Source organism: Acinetobacter sp. ACZLY 512 (assembly GCF_023614015.1).
Lineage (GTDB): Bacteria > Pseudomonadota > Gammaproteobacteria > Pseudomonadales > Moraxellaceae > Acinetobacter > Acinetobacter soli.
In genome coordinates, this window is record NZ_JAKIVI010000002.1 from 207,004 (window position 1) to 230,826 (window position 23,823).

19 protein-coding genes and 2 tRNA genes are annotated in these 23,823 nt (G+C 44.8%); 8 read left to right on the forward strand and 13 right to left on the reverse strand.

From position 1 onward, the window contains the following. Positions 1-21: 21 nt before the first annotated feature. Positions 22-2,205 carry a bifunctional SulP family inorganic anion transporter/carbonic anhydrase gene (locus L2096_RS03450; RefSeq protein ID WP_250364873.1) on the reverse strand — a complete coding sequence of 728 codons (2,184 nt, stop codon included), beginning with the start codon at positions 2,203-2,205 and terminating at the stop codon, positions 22-24. 302 nt (positions 2,206-2,507) lie between these two features. Further along, the gene (locus L2096_RS03455; RefSeq protein ID WP_250364874.1) at positions 2,508-4,865 is read right to left on the reverse strand and encodes a Tex family protein; all 2,358 of its coding nucleotides are present in this window, start codon (positions 4,863-4,865) and stop codon (positions 2,508-2,510) included. Positions 4,866-5,382: 517 nt separating this feature from the next. Here L2096_RS03455 and ompR point away from each other — a divergent pair. Further along, complete coding sequence (gene ompR / locus L2096_RS03460) at positions 5,383-6,147, forward strand: osmolarity response regulator transcription factor OmpR (RefSeq protein WP_004934149.1); 765 nt, start codon at positions 5,383-5,385, stop codon at positions 6,145-6,147. A 27-nt stretch (positions 6,148-6,174) separates the two neighbouring features. Beyond that, positions 6,175-7,566 (forward strand): ATP-binding protein, encoded by a 1,392-nt coding sequence (locus L2096_RS03465; RefSeq protein ID WP_250364875.1) that lies wholly within the window; start codon positions 6,175-6,177, stop codon positions 7,564-7,566. Positions 7,567-7,579: 13 nt separating this feature from the next. On the opposite strand, the gene L2096_RS03470 is transcribed toward L2096_RS03465, so the two are convergent. Both L2096_RS03470 and L2096_RS03475 read right to left on the reverse strand, forming a co-directional pair. Continuing rightward, a complete protein-coding gene (locus L2096_RS03470) occupies positions 7,580-8,314 on the reverse strand; it encodes a hypothetical protein (protein WP_250364876.1) in 735 nt (244 codons plus the stop codon). Between the two features lie 4 nt (positions 8,315-8,318). Continuing rightward, entirely contained in the window at positions 8,319-8,705 is a 387-nt protein-coding gene (locus L2096_RS03475; protein WP_250364877.1) for a hypothetical protein, read from the reverse strand. Positions 8,706-8,951: 246 nt separating this feature from the next. Here L2096_RS03475 and scpC point away from each other — a divergent pair, with 246 nt between their 5' ends. Both scpC and L2096_RS03485 read left to right on the forward strand, forming a co-directional pair. Then, positions 8,952-10,466 (forward strand): succinyl-CoA:acetate CoA-transferase ScpC, encoded by a 1,515-nt coding sequence (gene scpC / locus L2096_RS03480; RefSeq protein ID WP_004934143.1) that lies wholly within the window; start codon positions 8,952-8,954, stop codon positions 10,464-10,466. A 126-nt stretch (positions 10,467-10,592) separates the two neighbouring features. After that, on the forward strand, positions 10,593-11,012 hold the full coding sequence (locus L2096_RS03485; protein WP_004934141.1) for a GNAT family acetyltransferase: 420 nt from the start codon (positions 10,593-10,595) through the stop codon (positions 11,010-11,012). 31 nt (positions 11,013-11,043) lie between these two features. Here L2096_RS03485 and L2096_RS03490 read toward each other — a convergent pair whose 3' ends face one another. From L2096_RS03490 to L2096_RS03505, 4 genes are all read right to left on the reverse strand, one after another. Then, the gene (locus L2096_RS03490) at positions 11,044-11,778 is read right to left on the reverse strand and encodes a class I SAM-dependent methyltransferase (protein ID WP_004934138.1); all 735 of its coding nucleotides are present in this window, start codon (positions 11,776-11,778) and stop codon (positions 11,044-11,046) included. Positions 11,779-11,901: 123 nt separating this feature from the next. Continuing rightward, positions 11,902-11,977 (reverse strand) — tRNA-Phe (locus L2096_RS03495). Positions 11,978-12,105: 128 nt separating this feature from the next. Next, positions 12,106-12,181, reverse strand: a tRNA-Phe gene (locus tag L2096_RS03500). Between the two features lie 105 nt (positions 12,182-12,286). Then, positions 12,287-12,670 (reverse strand): GNAT family N-acetyltransferase, encoded by a 384-nt coding sequence (locus tag L2096_RS03505; protein ID WP_004934135.1) that lies wholly within the window; start codon positions 12,668-12,670, stop codon positions 12,287-12,289. 101 nt (positions 12,671-12,771) lie between these two features. Here L2096_RS03505 and hisB point away from each other — a divergent pair, with 101 nt between their 5' ends. The 4 genes from hisB (at position 12,772) to hisA (ending at position 15,515) form a co-directional block, all read left to right on the forward strand. Next, positions 12,772-13,365: an imidazoleglycerol-phosphate dehydratase HisB gene (hisB, locus tag L2096_RS03510; protein ID WP_004934134.1), complete on the forward strand. Its 594-nt coding sequence runs from the start codon at positions 12,772-12,774 to the stop codon at positions 13,363-13,365. Continuing rightward, on the forward strand, positions 13,365-13,982 hold the full coding sequence (gene hisH / locus L2096_RS03515) for an imidazole glycerol phosphate synthase subunit HisH (protein WP_004944917.1): 618 nt from the start codon (positions 13,365-13,367) through the stop codon (positions 13,980-13,982). Before hisB ends, hisH begins: the two co-directional genes overlap by 1 nt. Positions 13,983-14,113: 131 nt before the next feature. Next, the gene (locus tag L2096_RS03520) at positions 14,114-14,683 is read left to right on the forward strand and encodes a DUF805 domain-containing protein (protein ID WP_250364878.1); all 570 of its coding nucleotides are present in this window, start codon (positions 14,114-14,116) and stop codon (positions 14,681-14,683) included. A 97-nt stretch (positions 14,684-14,780) separates the two neighbouring features. Next, a complete protein-coding gene (hisA, locus tag L2096_RS03525) occupies positions 14,781-15,515 on the forward strand; it encodes a 1-(5-phosphoribosyl)-5-[(5-phosphoribosylamino)methylideneamino]imidazole-4-carboxamide isomerase (RefSeq protein WP_004934127.1) in 735 nt (244 codons plus the stop codon). Between the two features lie 60 nt (positions 15,516-15,575). Here hisA and L2096_RS03530 read toward each other — a convergent pair whose 3' ends face one another. The 5 genes from L2096_RS03530 to L2096_RS03550 all read right to left on the reverse strand — a co-directional run bounded on the left by L2096_RS03530 (position 15,576) and on the right by L2096_RS03550 (position 23,810). Then, entirely contained in the window at positions 15,576-19,568 is a 3,993-nt protein-coding gene (locus tag L2096_RS03530) for a Pls/PosA family non-ribosomal peptide synthetase (protein WP_250364879.1), read from the reverse strand. Between the two features lie 321 nt (positions 19,569-19,889). After that, positions 19,890-21,638 carry an ATP-binding cassette domain-containing protein gene (locus L2096_RS03535; RefSeq protein WP_250364880.1) on the reverse strand — a complete coding sequence of 583 codons (1,749 nt, stop codon included), beginning with the start codon at positions 21,636-21,638 and terminating at the stop codon, positions 19,890-19,892. 148 nt (positions 21,639-21,786) lie between these two features. Continuing rightward, entirely contained in the window at positions 21,787-22,182 is a 396-nt protein-coding gene (locus L2096_RS03540; protein WP_004934122.1) for a DUF4870 family protein, read from the reverse strand. 34 nt (positions 22,183-22,216) lie between these two features. Then, positions 22,217-22,846 (reverse strand): DUF1294 domain-containing protein, encoded by a 630-nt coding sequence (locus L2096_RS03545; RefSeq protein ID WP_076033146.1) that lies wholly within the window; start codon positions 22,844-22,846, stop codon positions 22,217-22,219. Between the two features lie 13 nt (positions 22,847-22,859). Continuing rightward, positions 22,860-23,810: a homoserine kinase gene (locus L2096_RS03550; protein WP_004944910.1), complete on the reverse strand. Its 951-nt coding sequence runs from the start codon at positions 23,808-23,810 to the stop codon at positions 22,860-22,862. Between the last annotated feature and the right edge of the window lie 13 nt (positions 23,811-23,823).

Below are 23,823 nucleotides of genomic sequence, written 5' to 3' on the forward strand. Positions count from 1 at the left end.
ACTTGAAATATCAAGTCGGGATTAGAGAAAGTTGACTTTGCCTGTTTTCACATCATAAATGGCGCCTACAATATCAATCTGTTGATGCTCAAGCATCTCTCGAAGTACGGCACTGTGCTTGATAATGTACTGAATATTGTAATGCACGTTCATGGCAGTCACCTGATCAATAAACGCGGGCGTGAGACTACGAGGCTGCATGATGTCATAGACATTATCCACCGAGTGCATCAGTGGCCCAAGTACATATTGAATATGCGGCATTTCCTTAATATCTGCCACACTTTGTTTCTGCAAGCTCAGCTGGCAGGCACTGGTCACTGCACCACAGTCGGTATGACCCAACACCACAATCACTTTTGCGCCTTTGGCCTGACAGGCAAATTCAAGTGAGCCGAGCACCTTCTGACCGGCCACATTTCCTGCGATACGTAAACTGAACAAATCACCGATGCCGACATCAAACAGCATTTCTGTCGGTGCACGCGAATCCATACACCCCAGCACTGCTGCAATCGGATGCTGGCCTTCATCTGCCGTAACGCGAATCTGGCGATAGATATCGCGCTGCAAACGTTCATTTCTCACAAAGCGCTGATTGCCCTCTTTGAGTAATTTCAGCACATCCGATGGCTTAAGTTTGGACTGCAAATCACGTGTGCTGATGTCGATATCCAGTACAGCATCATCGAGTTCTTGATAATGTTGTTTAAAACCGATCAGCTTTAAATCGATTTGGCGTTTTATTGCTGTTTCGTTTTGGTATTCCTGAATCACTTGATAAATATCAGGATCGATACTGTCCGACTGTGTGGCATCAATCACCAGTTTTTCATGCTTATGTACCCGTTCAAGCGCAGAAATAAGCGATGCCCGATTTAAAAAAGTCACCTGAGAAGGCAGTTCTATTCGGGTAATTACACCGTGCAAATGCTTTTCACGATATACACGCACGCCTTTATGCAGATTCCCATACAAGATAAACACAATACTGCTGGCCAAACCAATTAAAATCCCGACAAGCAAATCGGTCAGTAAAATCGCCACCAAGGTAATCATAAACGGAATAAACTGCGTCCAGCCTTGCTGATAAAGCTTTTTAAACAGACTTGGATGGGTGAGTTTAAAGCCTGTTAAAATCAAGATTGCGGCCAGCGCAGACAATGGAATCATATTCATGAGAGGCACAAAAAACAGCACAGCGAGTAACAATAATATTCCATGAATAATGGTGGAGCATTTACTGCGTGCGCCAGTATTGGCGTTAACTGAGCTACGCACAATCACTGAGGTAATTGGCATTCCACCAATCAAACCCGAAATAATATTGCCTGTGCCCTGCGCCCAGAGTTCACGGTTCGGTGGTGAGGCACGCTTATGTGGATCAAGTTTGTCGGCGGCTTCCAAATTTAACAACGTTTCAAGCGAGGCCACCACTGCCAACGTAATCGCACCGGTATAAATCAGTGGATTGGTGAGCGCGCTCCAGTCGGGAAAAATAAAAGCACTTTCTGTCGCATTGAGCAGATTAGGCAACTGAATCAGATTTTCAGTCTGAATGGCCCATGGTGACTGTAAGTAGGTCAAGACGTAGTTCAGTACTGCTGCAACCAAGACTGCAATCAATGCCGAAGGTAAGACCAGTTTTTTTAAAGGGGTTTTATCCCAGACTAAAATGACCACAACACTAAGCAACCCAATGGCCATGGCACCGGCATCTAGCTGAATATTGGGATTGATACCCTGATCGCTCCAGAGTTCGCGCCAAGAGAAATTTCCAAGCCCAAGCAGATACGGAATCTGCGTTGCAATCAAAATCACACCGATCGCGGCCAAAAGCCCTAAAATCACATTGTTGGGAATATAATTTGCAAAGAAACCCAGCTTAAACAGACCGAATAAAATCTGTAAGCCACCTGCAAAGATAATACACAATAAAAAGGCGGCATAATTGCCGCCTAACTGTTCTAACTGTACCAAAATCACTGCCGTCAGGCCCGCGGCAGGTCCGGCCACACTAATGTGCGAACCGCTTAAGAAACCCACCACAATGCCACCAATAATGCCTGCCAGAATTCCGGATAAAATCGGGGCACCAGAGGCCAGTGCAATACCCAGACACAAGGGCAATGCCACCAAAAAGACCACCAGTCCCGAAAGCGCATCTTTAATATGTAACCTGTTTTTGACTTCAAATAGCGTCATAAAAATAACCATTTTTTAAAATAATTTAAGCGCAACTTCGAGTTTCTCTAGATGAAACATCGACTCATTTTCCTCATGAGCGCCTTGATATTGTCTGACAATCTTAGTGACTTAAAGTTGAGTTCTGCTGTTGGGTTGTTATTGTTAAGGCATATTTCGCTACTTTTTTGTTGATCTTCAGATTCACCTCATGTTGCGCTCTGGTTTTATTATTGAAATGACAATACCTAAAGCAAAAACAATAGGCGTAAAAAAACCTCCCATTCAGGAGGTTTTTTTATTTCAGTTTTACTTACAAACTTTTACTTAGAACCTTTGATGCCGGCTTGGAGCAACAAAGCACCTAGGCCGCCAATTTTTTGTTCTTGAGGCTTTTCTTGCTTAGCACGCTGTGGTTTTTTGCTCGAATCGCCTTGACGTGCAGCCTGCTGTGGACGCTTATGCTGTGGCTTACGCTCAGGACGTGGCTCATTATTTTCGCGACGTGGCGCACGCGCAGCTTTCGCCGGCGCTTCTGAACCTTCAGGACGCATACTTAAATTGACACGCTTACGCTCAACATCGACCTGAATCACTCGAACTTGTACGATCTGACCCGGCTTGACCACTTTGTGCGGATCCGAGACAAACTCATTCGCCAGTTCAGAAATATGCACCAGACCATCCTGATGGACGCCGACATCCACAAATGCACCAAAGTTGGTGACATTGGTCACTACGCCTTCAAGCTGCATGCCTTCAGTGAGCTGTGCCACTTCGGTTACGTCATCACGGAATTTGGCTGTGCGGAATTCTGGACGTGGATCGCGGCCCGGTTTTTCAAGCTCTGTTAATACATCTTGAACGGTTGGTAAACCAAAGGTGTCATCGACAAACTCATCTGCTTTGATCTGGCGAATAATTTCCGAATTACCGATCAGGTCTTTTACAGTCGTGGCTTTGGCTTGTACCATTTTTTCCACCAAACCGTAGCTTTCCGGATGGACAGCAGAAGCATCAAGTGGTTCAGAACCATTCAAGACACGCAAGAAACCTGCTGCCTGTTCAAAGGTGCGCTCACCCAAACGTGGTACATTTTTCAACGACTGGCGGTTGTCAAAACGGCCATGCTCTTTACGATATTCCACAATTTGCTGAGCAATCGCTTTGTTTAAACCGGCGATGTAACCCAAAATGGCAGACGATGCGGTATTCACATCGACACCCACGGCGTTTACGCAGTCTTCAACCACCGCATCGAGCGTTTTTGCCAGACCCGTCTGATTGACATCATGCTGATACTGACCCACACCAATCGATTTTGGATCGATTTTTACCAGCTCCGCCAATGGATCTTGTAAACGACGGGCAATAGATACGGCACCACGAATCGACACATCCAGTTCAGGCAATTCTGCTGCTGCCAGCTCGCTTGCCGAGTAAACCGATGCTCCTGCTTCACTGACTGTTACACGTGTCAGTTTAAGATCGGTATTGGCAGCCATCATTTCAGCAACAACGGCTTCAGTTTCACGGCTTGCTGTACCGTTGCCAATTGCAATCAGATCCACATTGTATTCACGGCACAAGCGTGCAAGCTCGGCAATCGAGCCTTCTTTATCTTCTTTAGGTGCAAATGGGTAAATGGTACTGTGCGCCAATACATCGCCCGCTTCGCTGACCACAGCCAGCTTTACACCGGTACGAATACCAGGGTCGACACCTAAAGTGGTGCGACTGCCCGCTGGTGCAGACAATAATAAGTGACGCAAGTTTTCTGCAAATACCTGCATGGCTTCAGCTTCGGCTGCAAGGCGTTTTTCGGTCAGCAAAGAATGCTCGATTTGCGGACGAATTTTACCTAACCAGAACAGTTTTGCCGTTTGCTTTAAAAAATCCTGACGGGCTTGTGGCTGTACTTGATCCAGATTGTATTCGGTTTCAATGCGTGCCAAAGGTGCATCGTCTTGTCCGTCTACTTTAAGGCCCAACACATTTTCTTGACGGCCGCGTAGCATGGCAAGTAAACGGTGTGAAGGGAGTTTGTTTAAGTTTTCAGAAAACTCAAAGTAATCACGGAATTTTTTACCAACTTCTTTTTTCTCATCAGAAGCCACCGTACTTTTGAGGCTGGCCGTCTTGGCGAACAGGCTTTTAAGCTCTGTGGTCAAGGCAATGTTTTGCGCCCAGTCATCAATAATAATATGTTGCACGGCATCGAGCTGGCTTTCGGCATCTGGATAATCGGCATGCTCAAATCCAGCCAGCGCCTCTGTCGGTTCAATTTGCTCGGCAACAATGCGCTCTGCTAATGGCCCAAGACCGGCTTCACGTGCCTTGAACGATTTACTGGTGCGCTTTGGACGATATGGCGCGTAAATTTCTTCAAGTGCATTTTTGGTTTCGGCAGCGTTAACACGTGCCAATAAATCATCGGAAAGTTTGTTCTGTTCTTTTAGCGACTCAATGACTTTTTCACGACGTTCATATAAATCACGCAGATAAGACAAGCGTGTGTCGAGTTGGCGTAGTTGCGTATCGTCTAAGCCTTGCGTGACCTCTTTACGGTAACGGGCAATAAAAGGAACACTGGCACCTTCATCAATTAAACGGATGGCAGCTTCTACTTGGTTTGGACGTACGGCAAGCTCGCTTGCCAACTGCTGAACTAAGTCAGTCATCGTGTTCGATTCCACAAGGATTAAGTTTAAAAGCACTGATTATAAAGACCGAGACTATAAAATCCACACTTGTTTTACTTATTCAAAACGTTTTTTTGAATCATGCGCTGGGTTTTGACAAAAATTCGAATCAATTACAGTACATTTATTCTATTTAATAGGCCTGATCGGCTACTCAAACAGATGTGATATTTTGCACATTTAATACGTCATTTATGGGCTGCTGTTTTATTTTAAGGAATCTGGCATCGAACGTACAAATTTCATCAACTTGTCACTTGTAAAAACAGTCACTTAGAGGCATAAATACAAAGAATGATGAACAGGGATTAATCTGGAATATTCATGAAAGATATACAGTGCATCAAATGCTTTTAAGATGTTGTTTTTTGGTTTCAAATCTCGCCGAAAATTGTAATTTTGAGCAATTTGATACATAGTCTAAACAAGAATATCGGCATTATACTGCATTGATCCAATAATCTATAAATTATGACTTAAATAAAGGGAGTACATCATGAGTTTAGTTGTACCTGCTGAACATACTGAAACTGTACATAACGACACCGATCGCGTCGAACGGATTCTTGTCGTCGATGACGATGTACGTTTGCGCACCCTTTTGCAACGCTTCTTGGAAGACAAAGGTTTTGTTGTTAAAACGGCCCACGATGCAACTCAAATGGATCGTTTGCTTCAGCGCGAATTATTTTCTTTAATTGTTTTAGATTTTATGCTTCCAATGGAAGACGGTTTGAGTATCTGTCGTCGTTTACGTCAGTCTAATATCGACACCCCGATCATCATGCTGACTGCACGCGGCAGCGACTCTGACCGAATTGCAGGGTTAGAAGCCGGTGCAGATGACTATTTGCCAAAACCGTTTAATCCAAACGAGCTACTGGCACGTATCCGTGCGGTACTGCGTCGTCAGGTTCGTGAAGTGCCGGGCGCCCCAAGTCAGCAAGTTGAAGTGGTGAGCTTTGGCCCATGGTCACTCGATCTTTCTACACGCACCCTGACTCGTGAAGGCCAAGTGGTGACACTCACCACAGGCGAATTTGCAGTCTTGAAAGCCTTGGTGCAACACCCACGTGAACCTTTGACCCGTGACAAACTGATGAATTTGGCGCGTGGTCGTGAATGGGGTGCAATGGAACGTTCAATCGATGTACAGGTTTCGCGTTTGCGCCGCCTTATCGAAGACAACCCAGCACGCGCACGTTATATCCAAACCGTGTGGGGCGTGGGCTATGTATTTGTTCCAGATGGTGCAGAATAAGATATAATTTAGACTTAGGATGATTGAGTGAAGCTCGACCCCATCGACCCGCAAGCGTATACCGATTACGTTGCGTATTCCGAACGTAAACGAACCCGATGGGAACGCTTTCTCGACAAAATTAAACCGCGTTCAGCTGCAATGCGCACCACGGTGCTGGTGCTGTTCGTGGTGGTGTTTAGTCTGATGATGTCGCTGTGGTTTTTTTGGCGCACCTTATATTTGCCTGAAATCCAGCAACATGCGCGCTATCTGGCTGTCGAGCTGGAACTGGTGAATAACCCCGACATTCGTATTTTTCATCGTGATGTTGAGGTTGATGTCGACACATGGCTCAAAAACAGAGTCGGAATCGAGTACGTTACAGACCCCAAAGAATATCCCAATGTCCGCGACAAAGTGATTGCGGATTTCTTTACCAATCATGTTGAAGATAAACTGGCCAATGAGCTAAAAGTCGATAATGTCATTGTGTATTTCCAGTTTAAGCCAAGCCCACGTATCTGGATTCAAACGCCAGAAATGCACGGCAATTGGGTTCGTGAACCCTTAAAAACCTATGCCAACTATAGCCCTGAGCTGGTGTTTGGCTGGCTACTTGGCGTTCCGCTTCTGTCTGCCATTATTATTTTGACTTTGGTGCGTCAGCTTAACCGCCCACTGCGCCGCTTACAAAATGCGGCCAATGCCTATAGTAAAACCGGTAAGGCGCCTTATTTGGGCACCAACCACGGCCCATTAGAAATTCGTCAGGTGAATCAAGCGTTTAATCATATGATCTATACACTTGAGCAAACCGAACGTGATCGGCAAATCATGCTGGCGGGTATTTCCCACGATTTACGTACGCCGCTCACTCGAATTCGTTTGACTGCCGAAATGCTACCCGATGAGTTTTTACGAGAAGGGCTGGTCTATGACGTCGATGATATGGATGCCATTTTAAATCAGTTTATTTCGTATATGCGCGATGGCTCCGACGAAGAACTACGCGACACCAATATTAATATTTTGCTGCAAGAATTGGTGGTGCAATTTAAACCACTCGAAATTCACTTCGAAGCACAAGATGTTCCGATTATTCCTGCACGTAGCTTGTCGCTAAAACGCCTGATTGCCAATCTGATTAACAATGCCAAACGCTATGGTGCAGAGCCAATCGAGCTGACCGCACAGGTCGAAGGCGATCATATTCTGATTATTGTCGCCGACCACGGAGAAGGCATTCCAGAAGATCAGATCGAAGAACTGATGCAACCCTTTGTCCGCGGTAATTCAGCGCGAACAATTCAGGGCAGCGGCTTGGGGCTGGCAATTGTCAAACGGATTGTCGATATACACCAAGGTGAGCTACTGATTCATAATCGTCCTGAAGGTGGGCTCGAAGCGCGTATTTTATTGCCAATTATCCAAAATTAATTCCATCATTAAGTTAATGAAGAATATCAGTAATCGTATAATCTGTTTGGGCTATTGGAGTTAATTGATCATTTATTTGATAATATTGAATTGCATAGTTACCTGGTTTCCATCCTGCTGGTGGTGAATAACTCACCCAGTTTTGATCACTTTGAGGATTAACTGGTTGAGGAGTGAATAATAAAATTTCACCTGTATCTCTATTGAACCATTTCACAAAAACCTGGTCACTTTTTGTCAAATTACCCATTGTGTCGTAGTGTGCAATAATTTGTTGATTTTTGTAGACTTTATCCATATTCTCAGATTGAAAATTATTACTTAGATTGCTAGAAACTACCAGTTTTCCAAGCAATTTAGCGTCATTTTTCGGCGTATCTTTTGATAGTTCTTCTAACAAACGCTCTGAAAATTTCTTTTTATCATGTATTCCTGTAAGATCACTTGATGGAAATGCTTTCGACAGATATCGATTAACTTCTTGTTCTGGCATTTGATCCAAAATTAATTTGATTTTTTCAATCGATTCGGAAGATAGGACACGTTTTTCTGATTCAGAAACCATAGTATTAAGCTGGTTAGCATAACCTACATCGGTCTTTGTACTTTCATCTTTGCGATTAATTTCAGCTTGGTTTAATTTTACTGATTGAGACGGATTGGTAGATCCGTCATCAGTGCTAAGTAATGAAACTCCATAGCCTAAAATAAAACATGTCAAGCCAATAAAAATATTTTTAAGATACATCCTATTAGACACACTTATAACCAATACCATTAATGGTCAAATTATTACTGGTGAAACTACTACCTTGAGCAACAACTTGATCTTTGGTAAAGCTTGTACCTGTTAACAGCTTAATTGTTGTCGCTGATGAACAAACCGCTGTTTGAGTATTCGATGAAGTTTTTACTAAACAACCAGAACCTGTAACGAGATAAGTTTTACCACTATCATTTGAAGAACAATTAGTAGTAATAACTGAATTAGATTGGCCTGAATTACTTGTTCCTGTGTTACTAGAACTAGCATTATTTGCTCCAGAAGAGCTTACATTATCTCCATCCCCTCCTCCACCGCAAGCCACGAGTAAACTGCTCAAAAAACAAGTAATCAGTATATGCTTTGAATTTTTCATTTTAGATCCCTGAGTAAAAATTATGATAGTTGAATAGAGTGATGCAGGACACAAAAATCTATTTTATTGTGATGCAATTATTACTAACAAAATTATATTAAAGTATAAAAAACAATCTGTACATAGCTTTATAAGATTATTTTTTAAACTACCACAACCATTAGACCTTAGCCTAACACGGCGTCAAAAGTAAACGAACAACGGTACAATCTGGCATGTGAACTAAAACAGATTGAGAGTAAACCCATGTCTTTAGATCGTATCCGATTGGCCTCATTACACAACAAAGTGATTAGCGCAGATGATGCTGCAGCATATATCCAAGACGGCATGACTGTGGGTATGAGCGGATTTACTCGTGCGGGAGAAGCGAAAGCGGTCCCACAAGCTTTAGTTGAACGTGCAAAACAAAACCCGTTAAAAATTACATTAATTACGGGCGCGAGTTTAGGGAATGACCTCGATAAACAGTTAACCGAAGCGGGTGTATTGGCGCGTCGCCTACCCTTCCAAGTCGACAATACCTTACGTCGTGCCATTAATAATGGCGAAGTAATGTTTATTGATCAGCACTTGTCTGAAACAGTTGAACAAATGCGTAATTTACAGCTCAAACGCCCAGACGTAGCTGTAATTGAAGCCATTGCGATTACTGAAGATGGCGGCATTATTCCTACCACTTCTGTTGGAAACTCTGCAAGCTTTGCCATCTTTGCTGAAAAAGTGATTGTTGAAATCAATACTTCTTTAAGCGAAGCGTTCGAAGGCTTACACGATATTTATATTCCGTCATACCGTCCAACACGTCAGCCAATTTCACTGACCAAAGTAGACGAGCGAATTGGTACCAGCGCCATTCAGATCGATCCTGCAAAAATTGTCGGGATTGTATTTAACGATACTGCCGATTCGCCATCGACTGTGACACTTCCAGATGATGAAACCCAAGGCATTGCCAACCACCTGATCGCTTTCTTTGAAAAAGAAGTGGCTGAAGGTCGTTTACCGCAAAATCTCGGCCCTCTTCAAGCAGGGATTGGTTCAATTGCCAACGCCGTACTGACTGGCCTGAAAGATTCAAACTTTGAAGATTTGGTCATGTACTCTGAAGTACTTCAAGACTGTACCTTTGAATTGATCGATGCTGGAAAAATGAAGTTTGCATCGGGCAGCTCGATTACCCTGTCGGCGAAATGCGGTGAAAAAGTGTTTGGCAACATTGAAGCCTACAAAGACAAGTTGGTACTTCGTCCGCAAGAAATCTCAAACCACCCTGAGTTGGTACGTCGTTTAGGGATTATCGGCATCAATACTGCACTTGAGTTCGATATTTACGGTAACGTCAATTCAACGCACGTGTGTGGAACCAAAATGATGAACGGCATTGGCGGTTCGGGCGATTTTGCACGAAATGCACACTTGGCTATCTTTGTCACCAAGTCGATTGCAAAAGGCGGTGACATCTCGTCGATCGTCCCAATGGTGTCGCATGTCGATCATTCTGAGCATGATGTTGATATCTTGGTGACCGAGCAAGGTCTGGCCGACTTACGTGGTCTGGCACCGCGCGAGCGCGCTGTGGCGATTATCAAAAACTGTGTTCACCCACTGTATCAAGATGCGCTTAATGACTACTTCAACCGTGCATGTGCCAAAGGCGGACATACGCCACACCTGCTACGCGAAGCATTGTCTTGGCATGTAAATTTTGAAGAAAATGGACACATGCTGGCCATCGAGCCTGAAGCTAAATCTGCTTAAGCCTTCCTTTTTTTACCCAAAGCACTCTGATCACAGGGTGCTTTTTTTTATACAAAAAAAAAGCTTATCAAGTGATTTCTTTTCTTTTATCTTAAGGCTTAAACATCACCACAAGAAGAACAACCCATGTTTATGATTCGCCAGTTTAGCCATACCGATATCGAAGATATTGTCAGTTTATGGGAACTTTGCGGGCTGAGCCGTCCGTGGAACAATGCTGAAATTGATATTTTCCGTAAAACTGAACAAAACGATGGGCTATTTTTAGTGGCTCTTCGCGACGAGCAACTGGTAGCGACCGTCATGGGCGGTTACGACGGCCACCGTGGCTGGATCAGCTATCTGGCCGTTCATCCGCAGTATCAGCGTCAGGGCGTTGCCACTGCACTGGTTCAGCAACTAGAAAAGCGTCTGATCGCGCGTGGCTGCCCCAAGGTCCAGTTGCTGTTACGCAAGGACAATCTGGATGTACAAGGCTTTTACGATGAATTGGGCTACGAAGAAGTCGATGCCATTTGTTTAGGTAAACGACTGATCTCGGATTAGAGTATCGAACTAACATGCTCTTGGTGGGTTATTAGCGTACCTGTACACCCACACGTAGCAGCACTGGAAAGCGCACCTCAACGATCTGATTCAGATCGGCGCAAGCTGCATTTAGCTCCTGTAATGGATCTGTACCTTTTTGCAAAATATAATGCTGAACAGCAGACCATGTACCTAAATACTGTATTAATTGCTTAAAACTCCAACGCAAGCGAATGTCAAAGTTCGGCATCTGGATTTCCTGAAATGGAAATGGAATGGTACGGTAATGCTGATCGATATAACGCCGCTCTGGATCCCAATGCCCTCTCAAGGTGTGATGATACAACTGCTGAATCTGCATATGGAACAAGGGATCATCGACCTCAATCAGTCCATATCCAATAATGGCAAAAATGCCACGGGGTTTCAGCGTACGCTTCACCTCGGCATAAAAGGCCTCAAAGTCAAACCAGTGTACGGCTTGCGCCACAGTAATCAAATCAAAGCAATGGTCGGGAAAGGTGGTTTTTTCGGCAGGTTGAACCTGATAACTGATGTTGTCGTAATATTCGGCATGATCGAGCTGGCTTTGACTGATGTCTGTGCCGACCACCTGCTCAAAATAAGGTGCCAGCATATGCGTGAGCTGGCCCGAACCTGCACCACAGTCCCATGCCAGATCACGCGTATGCACGTAACTTAAGAGATGCTGAAGCATGGCTTGCGGATATATCGGTCGAGCTTGCTGGTAACGCCGACTGTCCAGTGAAAATAAATCCTTCACACCTGATTGTCCTTATATTTTATTCTTCCTGTATAGCGCTACTATAAGTGAAAATTTTTACAGGCAAGCTAAAATTGTCAGACAAAAAAAAGCCCCTGATTGAATCAGGGGCTTTTTTGAATATGGTGGCGTGAGGCAGGATCGAACTGCCGACACACGGATTTTCAATCCGTTGCTCTACCGACTGAGCTATCGCGCCGATGGGATGTATTAAGCCGTATCTGTCGGCATTAGTCAACAAAAAATCGTGATTTTTTAACTAACTGCGTAAAATTTCGCCCAAAAAAAATCCCTGATGGGATCAGGGATTAGAAACTTTCAAATATATGGTGGCGTGAGGCAGGATCGAACTGCCGACACACGGATTTTCAATCCGTTGCTCTACCGACTGAGCTATCGCGCCGATGGGGCGTATTAAACAGGTTTCGTCATCAAAGGTCAAGTCAGTTACGCGTTTTTTTATTTAAGCGGCTATTTTTAAACCAAACCACTCAATAAATAGCTCCGATCAAGTCGATAGTTTGCCAATATGCGCCAAACAGCGGTGAATGGCCCCACAGCCCGGCTCAAAACTGTTTACACCTTTTTCTTCTTCAAGGCGGCATGCCTCGCTGACCAAGCGCTCGGCGACACCTCGGCCACGATTGGCTGGATGCACCACCACATATTCAAGAATCTTGCTTTCTCCTTGTCCTGTACACCAGATTGCACCTATAATCTTGCTGTTAAATTCGGCTGTATAAACCGTGGTATACTGAGCCAGATTTTGCTCTAATTGTTCAACTGCATCTTGCCCGTCACCAAATTCAGGACTTGTATCGTACAGTCGCTCAAGCTGGGTGCGCATTTCTTCGTTTTCGAGTGAAGTATAAGCATGTACGGTTATAGGCATTGATTAACCCTCCTGAGCAAGCGATGGTGCTGTCACTTTTTTTGTCACAGCGAATTGATCTTTATATTCATCATTTTTGACGTTTTTTGAGGAACGTGTCCATGACAGAACGTATCAGTGAAGTGGTAAGAAATACCAATGAGACCAAGATTCGAGTTCGTTTGAACCTCGACGGATCGGGTCAGGGTACACTGAACACTGGAGTTCCATTTTTAGACCATATGATTGATCAAATCAAGCGACATGGACTATTTGATATTGATATTCACTGTGATGGCGATCTGGAGATCGATGACCATCATACTGTCGAAGACTGTGGTATCACCTTAGGCCAAGCCTTTGCACAGGCTTTGGGAGATAAAAAAGGTTTACGTCGCTACGGTCATTTTTATGCACCGCTCGATGAAGCCCTATCGCGTGTGGTGGTCGATCTGTCTGGCCGTCCGGGTCTGTTCATGGATATTCCGTTTACGCGCGCTCGCATTGGCAGCTTTGATGTGGATCTGTTTTCCGAATTTTTCCAAGGCTTTGTCAATCATGCCCTGATGACACTTCATATCGACAATCTGAAAGGTAAAAACAGTCACCACCAAATCGAAAGCGTATTTAAGGCCTTTGCCCGTGCCCTGCGTATGGCCTGTGAAATCGATCCGCGTGCGGCAGGTACCATTGCATCGACCAAAGGGAGCCTGTAATGACCCGTGTAGCCCTTCTCGATTATGGTATGGGAAATTTACACTCTGCAGCAAAAGCGCTTGAGCATGTGGGGGCTACGGTCGATGTGACCAATGACCCAAAACTAATTGCCAAAGCCGATAAAATTGTCTTTCCGGGTGTTGGTGCAATGCGTGATTGTATGCAAGGCATGCGTGATGCCGGTATTGACGAAGTCGTGCGTCATGCTGCATTTAATAAACCGGTACTGGCGATTTGTGTGGGCATGCAAGCTTTGCTTGAGCGTTCGGAAGAAAATGGCGGAGCGGATGCGCTGGGTATCTTTGAAGGTGTAGTGAAGCACTTCCCCGATATCGATGGCCTTAAAGTACCGCATATGGGCTGGAATCAGGTCCATCAGGGCGATCCGAGCCATCCAATGTGGAACAACATTGAGCAAGATGCCCGTTTTTATTTTGTGCATAGTTACTACGTTGAGCCAAAGCAGCACGATGTGGTTGCGGCAACCTGTGACTATGGTCTGCAATTTTGTACGGCAATACACAAAGACAACCTGTTTGCCACGCAGTTCCACCCAGAAAAAAGTCATACCGCAGGCTTGCAACTGCTCAAAAACTTTGTGGAATGGAACATCTAAACCTTTTTTAGTCACTTCGCCTAAGATCGGGCGAAGTGGCAGCAATAACATTTTTGAATGGTATGTTTGACTATATTTTTACTGATTAAATCATTTCCATAACAATAGCATTGATGAAAAGGCCTATAAAAATGACGATATCTGATAATACTCCGCCAGCCCTACCTGGCAGCATTGATCACCCTTTAAACTCCCGAGGCCGTATGGGCCGTTTGTCCTTTGCAGCATGGAGCCTGCTCTCTACCATTTTGGTGGTGGTTGCCGTTTTGGTCATTAGTCTGATTTTTACAAGTTTTCCTTCTGAATCGACAGCCGTGCAATTGATCAGCACGCTATTGCTGATTGCCTGCTATGTGGTGTTTTTATTTTATAGCTTTATTTTTATGATCCGCCGACTGCACGACCGTAACCACAGTGGCTGGTTGTCTCTGTTGTTTATTGTGCCGCTGATTAATGCAATTTTGGTGCTGTATTTACTGTTTGCCAAAGGCGATGCAGGCGCCAACCGATTTGGTCTGCCGCGTGGCACACCGGGCTGGGAAAAAGTACTGGGCTGGATGTATCTGGTGCTGTTGCCGATTCTGTTTATTGTTGGCTTTAGTACCAGCATGTTCAGCTCGTATCAAGAATATACCGAGCGCGCGACGGTGTTTCAGCCAGATACATTGCCAATCCAGCATTCGACACGTTTAAGCAGCTGATTTCGCGAAAAACCGATACTTATGGGCTTAGCGATTTGCAATTAGTTTGTTAAGATGGATCAAATTTTAGTTACATGATGATGCAAGGAACGAAAACATGCTGATCATCCCTGCAATTGACCTGAAAGATGGTAAATGTGTTCGCTTAAAACAAGGCCGTATGGAAGACGATACCGTTTTCTCTGACGATCCGGTGGCAACGGCACAGCATTGGGTCAATGAAGGCGCGCGTCGCTTACATTTGGTCGATTTAAACGGCGCTTTCGCAGGTACGCCAATTCATAAGCCTGTCGTTGAAGCGATTGCCAAAGCTCAGCCTGAACTGCCAATTCAAATTGGTGGTGGTATTCGTTCACTTGAAACCATTGAGCATTATCTCGATGCTGGCGTTTCCTTTGTGATTATTGGAACCAAAGCTGTGCAAGAGCCTGAGTTTGTTGAGCAGGCTTGCAAACAGTTTGCCGGTCATATCATTGTGGGCATCGATGCCAAAGATGGCATGGTGGCAACCGATGGCTGGGCCAATGTGACCAACGTGAAGGCCACCGATTTAGCCAAACGCTTTGCAGATGCAGGCGTATCAAGCATTGTCTATACCGATATTGCGCGTGACGGCATGATGCAAGGCGTTAACGTAGAGCAGACCGTTCATTTGGCGCAGTATTCTGGCCTACCTGTGATTGCCTCAGGCGGTGTGACCAATCTGGACGACGTGCGTTTGCTCAAAGGCCAGCCGGGAATTTTAGGTGCCATTACTGGTCGTGCCATTTATGAAGGCAGTTTAAGTCTGCGTGAAGCACAGCTATTGCTGGATCAAAACGTACTGAACTAAAAATATTAGTACAAAAAAAGATGCCCCTTGAGGCATCTTTTTTTTGCTTTTATTGTGTACTTATCCATTGGTCCACGGCTGCGCCGGTGAGCCGATCCAGGCCGATTGTGCCGGAATTTTTTCGCCTTTCATGACCAGGGTCAGTGGCCCAAGTAAGCTTTGATCGCCCACCTCAGCATTGTACAGCACGATACTGCGACAATGTACGGTCACATGTTGCCCAATTTCCACACGACCGATTTTCATGATGCGATCTTCAAACAAATGTGTTTGCGGCCCACTAAAGCTATTGAGTTCGCTGTAATCTCCAATCGAGACACAGTCAAATTCGGTAATGTCTGCGGTGTCCATATACACCTGCTTACCCACTTTAACGCCCAATAAGCGCATCAAGGCTGGCAGTAACGGCGTACCGCGCACATAGTTGAGGCAGTTTGGTATCGCGATCGATTCGTACAGGCTGGTAATGCCCTCACTCACCCATACAAACATGGTCCACATCGGGGCTGAACGCGGCGTATAGCGACCAATCAATGCCCATTTCAGCAATACAATCACCAAGAAGCTGGCAATGCCATACACCACACCAGACACCGCTAGAGTCAGTAACCCGATTGCCCAGCCCTGATGTACCACGTGGTCAATCACAGACAATACAATCATGTAACCCATGCCAATGGAGAAGGCCAGCGGCAATACAATGCGTAGCCCTTCAATTATACCGCGCATGAAGCGACGACCAAGGCTTGGACGGAAAGTAAGATGCTCTGGAAATTCACCAACCGATTCGCGCGCAGGCAAGCGTAGTGCAGGCGAACCAAACCAGGTTTCACCACTTTTTAAAACATCGTGCTCTGGAATTTTTGACTGCACGCCAATCAGTACGCCATCTGGCAAGCTTGTGCCGTCGGCAATGTAAGCACTGTTGCCCACAAAACTACGGCAACCAATCACGGTCGGCTGCAATACCATCCAGCCGCGGCTAATTTCTTCATCACCAAGCATGACTGCATCGGCAATAAAGCTCTCGTCACCCAATGACAATAGTTCAGGCACCACACCGGTTGCAGTCGAGACTTCGCTGTCACGTCCGACCTTGGCACCCATAAGACGAAACCAAGCAGGTGCATAAATCGTGGCAAAGAGGCCGTGAAGGGTTTGCAAACTGGTTTCAAAAATCTGGGTAGCAAACCATTTACGATAATAAGTACCACTGTGTAACGAATAGGTACCTGCTTTTAAATTCGGCAAGATCAATTTTCGTAGCAGTGCAGCAAAGAGTGCGGTAAACACCACCATGACCGCACTGGCCGGAATGGCAAAGAGGAAGTAACGGAACGCGGTAGACACACTGTTGGATGCCTGCAAAATACCGTGAAAGTAGTTCACATCAAACCAATCGACCAAAATAAAACTTGGGAAAATCGGAATGAAGAACAAGCAGCTAATAAATACCACGCTCAAAGCGTAATAACCCAGCTCTACTACTTTACGCCCTGCCGATGCTTGGGCACGTGAAGGCAAATGCGCAACATCTAACTGCTTGCTATAGCGTGCTGGTGCACCATCCCACACTTCAAAAGCGGGCACGGTTTTACCGTTACTTAAGGCAGAGAGCGCATTTAAATGGGCGTACTCTTGCAGTTCGGTATTTTCTTCAAGCACACTGTACGAACCGACATAGCTTTCTTTTTGCAGGCGGATCTTGCCGAGTACCAACTGCCCTTGCTCAATTTTGGCATTTTCCAGATTCACCTGCGAACCCACACTGACCCCATCTTCAATGGTTAACAGATTAGGCATACGGATATGCACCGATCCGATATGAACGTTTTGTCCAATCTTGGCGCCCAAAGCTTTCAGATACAGATTATTGAGTGTTGAACCTGCCAGCAAATAATGCGGCGCAATGCCTTTCAAACGATCGGCCAACCACCAGCGGAAATACGTTTTGCCCCAGAGTGGATACTGGCCCGGACGGATGCCTTTTAGCAGTAAACGATTGCCCACAATTGAAATGGCAAAACTGAGGATCAGGCTAAGTACGTATACACCGAGCGAAATACCCATGGCGCGAAGCACGCTGTCACCCGGACTTCCCGTAAAGTAATGGTAGCTAAAAAATGGCGCCAGCCATTGCAAAATGGTCAAGCTAATCAAGACTGGAATCACCATCATTTGTGCCACACCACAGCGGATACGTTTGGCATTATCGATATGATAGGCTTTGACTTCACGCATTTGCTGCTGCTTGGCCTGTTGCAGCATAAACTGACTGATCGCGCCGACTTTACGAAGCTGGTAAATATTTTGAATGGTCATTTGTGCATATTGCGGATATTCACGCAAATGCGAGGTTAAAACGGCAGCCAGTAGCGAGTGCCCACCTAAATCATCAAAAAAATCTGCCGAAAGCTGAATGGCCTGATTCGGAAAAATTTTCGCCAGACAATCAAATAAAATCTGTTCGGCTTCGTTTTGTGGCTCGTCAGATACCGCGCTATCGATGTGCTGACTTAACTCCAGTTTGCGCAGCGCGTTACGATCAATTTTACCAGAAAGTAGGCGTGGTACCTGATCGACCAGTTCAAAGCGATTCGGCACCATGTAGGCCGGTAAGCGTGCTTTTAAATAGGCACGAATGTCCTTCACCTGAATGCGGTCTTTTTGTTCCTGATCGAGAACAATAAAAGCCACCAACTGGTCCATATCGTCGTCACGGCGCAGCACCACGGCCGCGGTCCCAATACCGTTTAAATCACACAGGCTGGCTTCAATTTCACCCAGTTCGACACGAAAGCCACGAATTTTGACCTGATCATCGGCACGGCCAAGGCATTGAATCTGTCCGTTTTCATCCAGACGGGCCAAATCACCAGTACGGTAAAGTTTAAGTTCGTGCTCGTTGTTGGCCCACGTGTTTTGAATAAATTTTTCTGCTGTAAGTTCCGGCCGCCCAAGATATTCACGTCCGACACTTGGCCCAAAAACACACAATTCGCCCACTTCGCCCTGTGGCACCAGCTCAAGCTGGTCATTGAGTACCAACATCCCGTAGTTCGGTAATGGCACCCCAATGGTCACCGGTTCGTTGGCATAGACCCGTGCCAGACTTGAAGTAACCGTAGTTTCTGTAGGTCCGTAGGTATTAAAAATCTGGTGATGCGGTAAATCCCAACGTGCAACCAGTGCTTCGGGGCACATTTCACCGCCTAAATTGATAATCCGAAGGTTGGGTACATCTTCTGGAAATAAAGCCAGTAAGGTTGGAACTGCATGCAGCACCGTGATGTTGTGCTGCTGTAGCGCTTTACATAAACGCTCTGGGTCGGTTACCAGATCTTTGGGTGCAATCCAGATGCTGGCCCCCACCAGATATGAAATCCAGACCTCTTCAAAAGACATATCAAAGGCAACTGAAAAGCCTTGATAGACTTTATCGTCATGCCGAACTCCCAGCACTGAGTTTTCAGAACGTAAGAAATGACAAATATTGGATTGTTCAATCACAATCCCTTTGGGTTTTCCGGTCGAACCCGAAGTATAAATAATATAGGCCGGATCGGAGCGCGCCGCACGCTGCATCACAGGTGGTAAATTCGTTGGCTGGTTCAGCTCGGCCACAGGCCACACGGTCTGAGCCAGTTGGGTCAACTGCGCTGCCCAGTCTGTGCTGGTCACAATTCCCTTGGCTTGTGCATCGTCTAGACAGACCTGAATGCGCTCGACAGGCACATCCATATCGAAGGGTAGCCATGCCGCGCCTGCCTTACAAATCCCGGCTTGTGCGATTAACAGATCGGCACCGCGCGGTAGCCACAACCCCACAATATCACCAGCCCGAATACCGCGTGCGATCAGTTGCTGCGCAATCTGATCGGCTTGTGCGGCAAGCTCTGCGTAGCTGATCTGACGATCTTGATCAATTAAGGCAATATGCGTCGGGTACTGTGCTGCCGTGGTGTCTAAAATATCTGAGAGAACCTCAGCCTGGATAAAGTCGGGTCGCTGTTCGCCACGAATGACTGAAGGAATATGAATTATTGCGTTCATAGGATATCCAAATGTTCGCCATCGATTGTATTTATCGTTCATTTTGCGGAACAAAATTGAGGATAAACCCCGTGGTCGATCTGCTGCGGTTAATATCAGCGCATCACCACAAACAAGTACCCAAGAGTTTTATTTATTCTTTAGGCAGATTGTTCAGGTTTTATACTAGGCAGGATTGCTTAATTCAGAATTAAAAAAATCACCTGTTTTTTTAATCTGATTTTAAGCTTTCATATTCGTTCATGAATAAGTAAATGTATTTTATTCAATTTCAAAAAGATCAAAAATAATCATGGAGAACGCTTTACAAAATCTGTGTAATTATTTACGCGTGTCAAACGTGTATTGTTCAGTGGTTGCTTTTTTTGCATCGGCTAACAATTGATCTAGATTGATCACCTGATCGGCCAGTGCTATGCAATCTTGAGCATGCGTCACCATAACAATACTAGGCACTTGTTTTAAAATAAAAAACATAACGTGTGCTGCTGTTTCAGCATCTAGGGCGGATGTCGGTTCATCGAGCAACAATACTTGAGGTTTTGCCAACAATGCCCGTAACAAACTGATGCGCTGTTTTTCTCCACCTGAAAGATTTTTAGTTATATCCTCTAAAGGAGTATCTAAGTCGATATTATTTTTTTCTAAAATCTTGTTGAGTTTGAAATCTTTCAACCATTGTAATAATTCATGATCAGAATAAACATAATGACTATTATAAATTAAATTATCTCGCAAACTTCCTGAAAAAATAACTGCATTTTGCCCAACAAAAGCCACCTCATTAAATATGTCTAAAGCAAAATCTTGAGAAATATCTAAATCTTTATAATACAACCGACCCGACTCAAGCTTGGAGAGGCCAATTAAATAATGCAACAGCGAGGTTTTACCGCGCCCTGTTTGTCCGATAATGACATAACGTTTATGCGCATGAATCTCCAGATTAAAACCTGATATTTTCTGTTTGCCCAGCATCAACGTGGCATTGTAAAAACGATACAGTACCGGAGCAGCATGATTTCCAATGCGCTGGTGCTGATAATTTTCATGTGATAGATCAAAATACTGTCGATAAATTTTTAATGCCACGACATTGCCATTCACACGCATCAGGCTTTGAGAAATCATCAAAAAGGGCATGGTTAGCTGAATAATATAAGTACTGACTAAAACAAAATCCCCCGAAGTGATTTGTTGAGTTTGAGAAATATAGGCGGTATAGAGCATAAATCCGAATAGGAACACAAATACAAAAAACACCTGTAGCATCATTAAAATGCCAATATGCAGATTGGTTCCTTTAATTACATTACGGTACTGCGCTAACGTATGTGCAAGACGTTTTTGCTCGAAAGCCTGTGCATGTTTAATTTTAATTTCATAGCTTTGCGAGACTTTTTCCAGTATCGCCTGATTAATCTTGTTTCGCTGTGCATACATGCGGTCAAAAATATGACTGCTTTTTCGACTTAACCCAAAAGAGGTGACAAACGCGACCAAAACAGCCAGTACAAAAAATAAGCTAAAGGTAGCATTAATGGTTTTAAACAGCACCACAAAAATAAAAGAGAGCTGCAATACAATTGGCCCGAGCAAGATAAAAATTGAAAAGGTCATTTCACTGATCGCACTGCCACCACGCTGTAAATCCGTGATGAAAGATGCCACTTCAATCTCATCTTGCTGAAATTTTGGCAATGTTAAAAAATTTTCAACTCCCTTGGCCATTAAGGAGGTTTCAAAATTCACCGACATCACCATGCTGTACAGATTTTTACCCCAACTGAGTAATTCAGACATAAGCCATGCCATGGCATAAGCAATGACCAACAAATACAGCAGTTTAATTTCAAATAGAGAACGAATCTGCAAGCTTCGATTTTGCTCAACCTGATCAATCAGTAATTTCATTAAATAAGGAAATAGCGTTTCAAAGAAAGCCACCAGCAAGACCAATACGAACATGCCGATAAAATCCCACTTTAAGCGCGGGTGCTGCTGTACACTGATTTTGCAGGCAAAAATATAATTTGCAATCGGTTCGAAATTACGAAGAAACTTCATCATGCTATTATTTTAATTTAATCGTTATTGAGTAGACCTTCAGTCACGATCTGAATATTGTTTATTAGATCCATCCAGATATAAACAAACTGAATGAATGCAGAAAAAAGAGTCTGAAATACACTCTTTTCTCTGCGAGTGCGATGAACAATTAAAGATACATCGCCTTATTGTCATTTAACGCAATCAAACCACGAATTGCACGGTAGACAATCCAGATCCACGAAAGACCAATCACCGCCACACAGAAGGTACTCGCAGACAACGCCACGCCGGCAAATAGATTGTCGTTATTGCCTGTGAAAAATAAAAAGAAAAATGGCACAAAGGCAATAATATTCCAGAACAAATACCACCAAAAGGTACGGATCTGCCATGTAAAGTGCGAGGCAAGCCAAGTGCCTTCTACATCCTGACGCTTCACGTAATTGATAATGAGCGCGATAATTGCGAGCAAGCCGGCACTAAAAATTGCAGCAATATATAAAATATAAAGAACCAGTGTGAGGGTTTTATTAGATTGAAGTTGTTCAGCAGGAAGATTCATACGTCACCTTTTCGTTTTTCTATTTAAGGCCTCTCTAATGGATCAAAACATTCAGCGGAGAGACCAACCACAGTAATAAAATTATATTTAACCCTATGGTACAAAAATAAATCTTACGAAAAGGTTGTTTTTGTGTTTTATGTCGCAATTTTTGTTGTGCCAGCCACGCAGCCGGCCAGCCACCCAAAAAAGCCACCACATGCAAGGTACTTTCCGCAATACGCCGAGTACCGTTTTGCGCGGCTTCTTTGTCTTGTGCATATAACCAGTAGCTCAACACATTCATGAGCGTAATAAAAATAAAGCTAAAGGGTGGCAGCAGCTTGCTAAAACTCAAAACGGCCACCACCACAATATACAGCACAGCAGCCAGCTGCATAGGCACTAGCGCAGGACGCGCCGCAGGCACCACCGAAGGCGCCTTTGAACGACTTGGCGCGCGGCTATTTTTGGCTTTGACGTAAACCACCTGCTTGGCCCGAAAACGCCCCTGCTCGTCTAAAATCACCACATAATCCAGTGCACAGCCCACCAAAGGACGCGGCCCTTTGCGGGCAAAGTCGCTGATATGTAAAAACACACGTTCTTTGTTCATATCGTCGGGTTGAATAAAGCCATAGCCTTTTTCATCAAACCATTCGACTAAGCGTCCCTGATCACGCATGGCAATGTCTTCCTTAGGCAGCAACAACCTGTAAACGATTGATTAACATCTGACGCATTTCAAGCGGATTTTTTTGCATGATGTCGTCTCCCGTACGCCCTTCTTCAAGATTACGCTGAGCCACTTGCAAACGCATTAACCAAAAACGACAGGCTGCCATAGCCAGATAAACACCCAAACAGGCCTGTTCATCTTCAGTTAAAACACGCACGCGCTGATAGGCTTCAACAAACGCATCGGCATGGGCCTGATCAAGCTCTGGCAATGGATAGCGTGTACAAAAATCATTGATGGTAATGGCGATATCAAACAAGAAGTCATCTTGATTGAGTTCGGAAAAATCTAAAATACCTTCCAGCACATCACCCACAAACAAGGTGTTGTCTCTAAACATATCCGAATGAATCCAGCCGCGAGGTAAATCGGGATGCTGGGTACGGGTCTGGTTAAATAGCGCGTAAACATAATCCAGCAATTCAGCATCTTCCGATGACATTTTTGGCTTGAGTTGCTGACCCACAGCAGTCCAGTAGGCATGATTACGGCGCACACCGCGTTCGAAGGTTTTGTGTTGCAACGCCAGATGCAACTCTGCCTGCGCTTTGGCGATGGCTTCAATCTGGGTTTGTGTAGCCGGAATCGGGTGCTCGCCTGCAATACGCGGCGCAATCTGTGCCGGTTTGTTGGCAATGCTATGAATATATTTGCCCGCATAGCTTAAAGGCACCGCCACAGGTACGTGATGCTGGCCTAAATGTTCAAGCACAGGGGGTAATTCACTGGCACCTTGTTCGTCAAGTTGTTCAAACACAGTCAGCACATACTGTTTGTGCGCGCTGTCGACTATAAAGTAGTTGGTGTTTTCAATACCTCCCTGAATTGGAATCAAGTCAATCACCTCTAATCCGTAAGGCGATGCGAATGCTTGAACGTCCTGTAAACTCAACGGGGTATAAACCGACATAGAAAACCTGCGT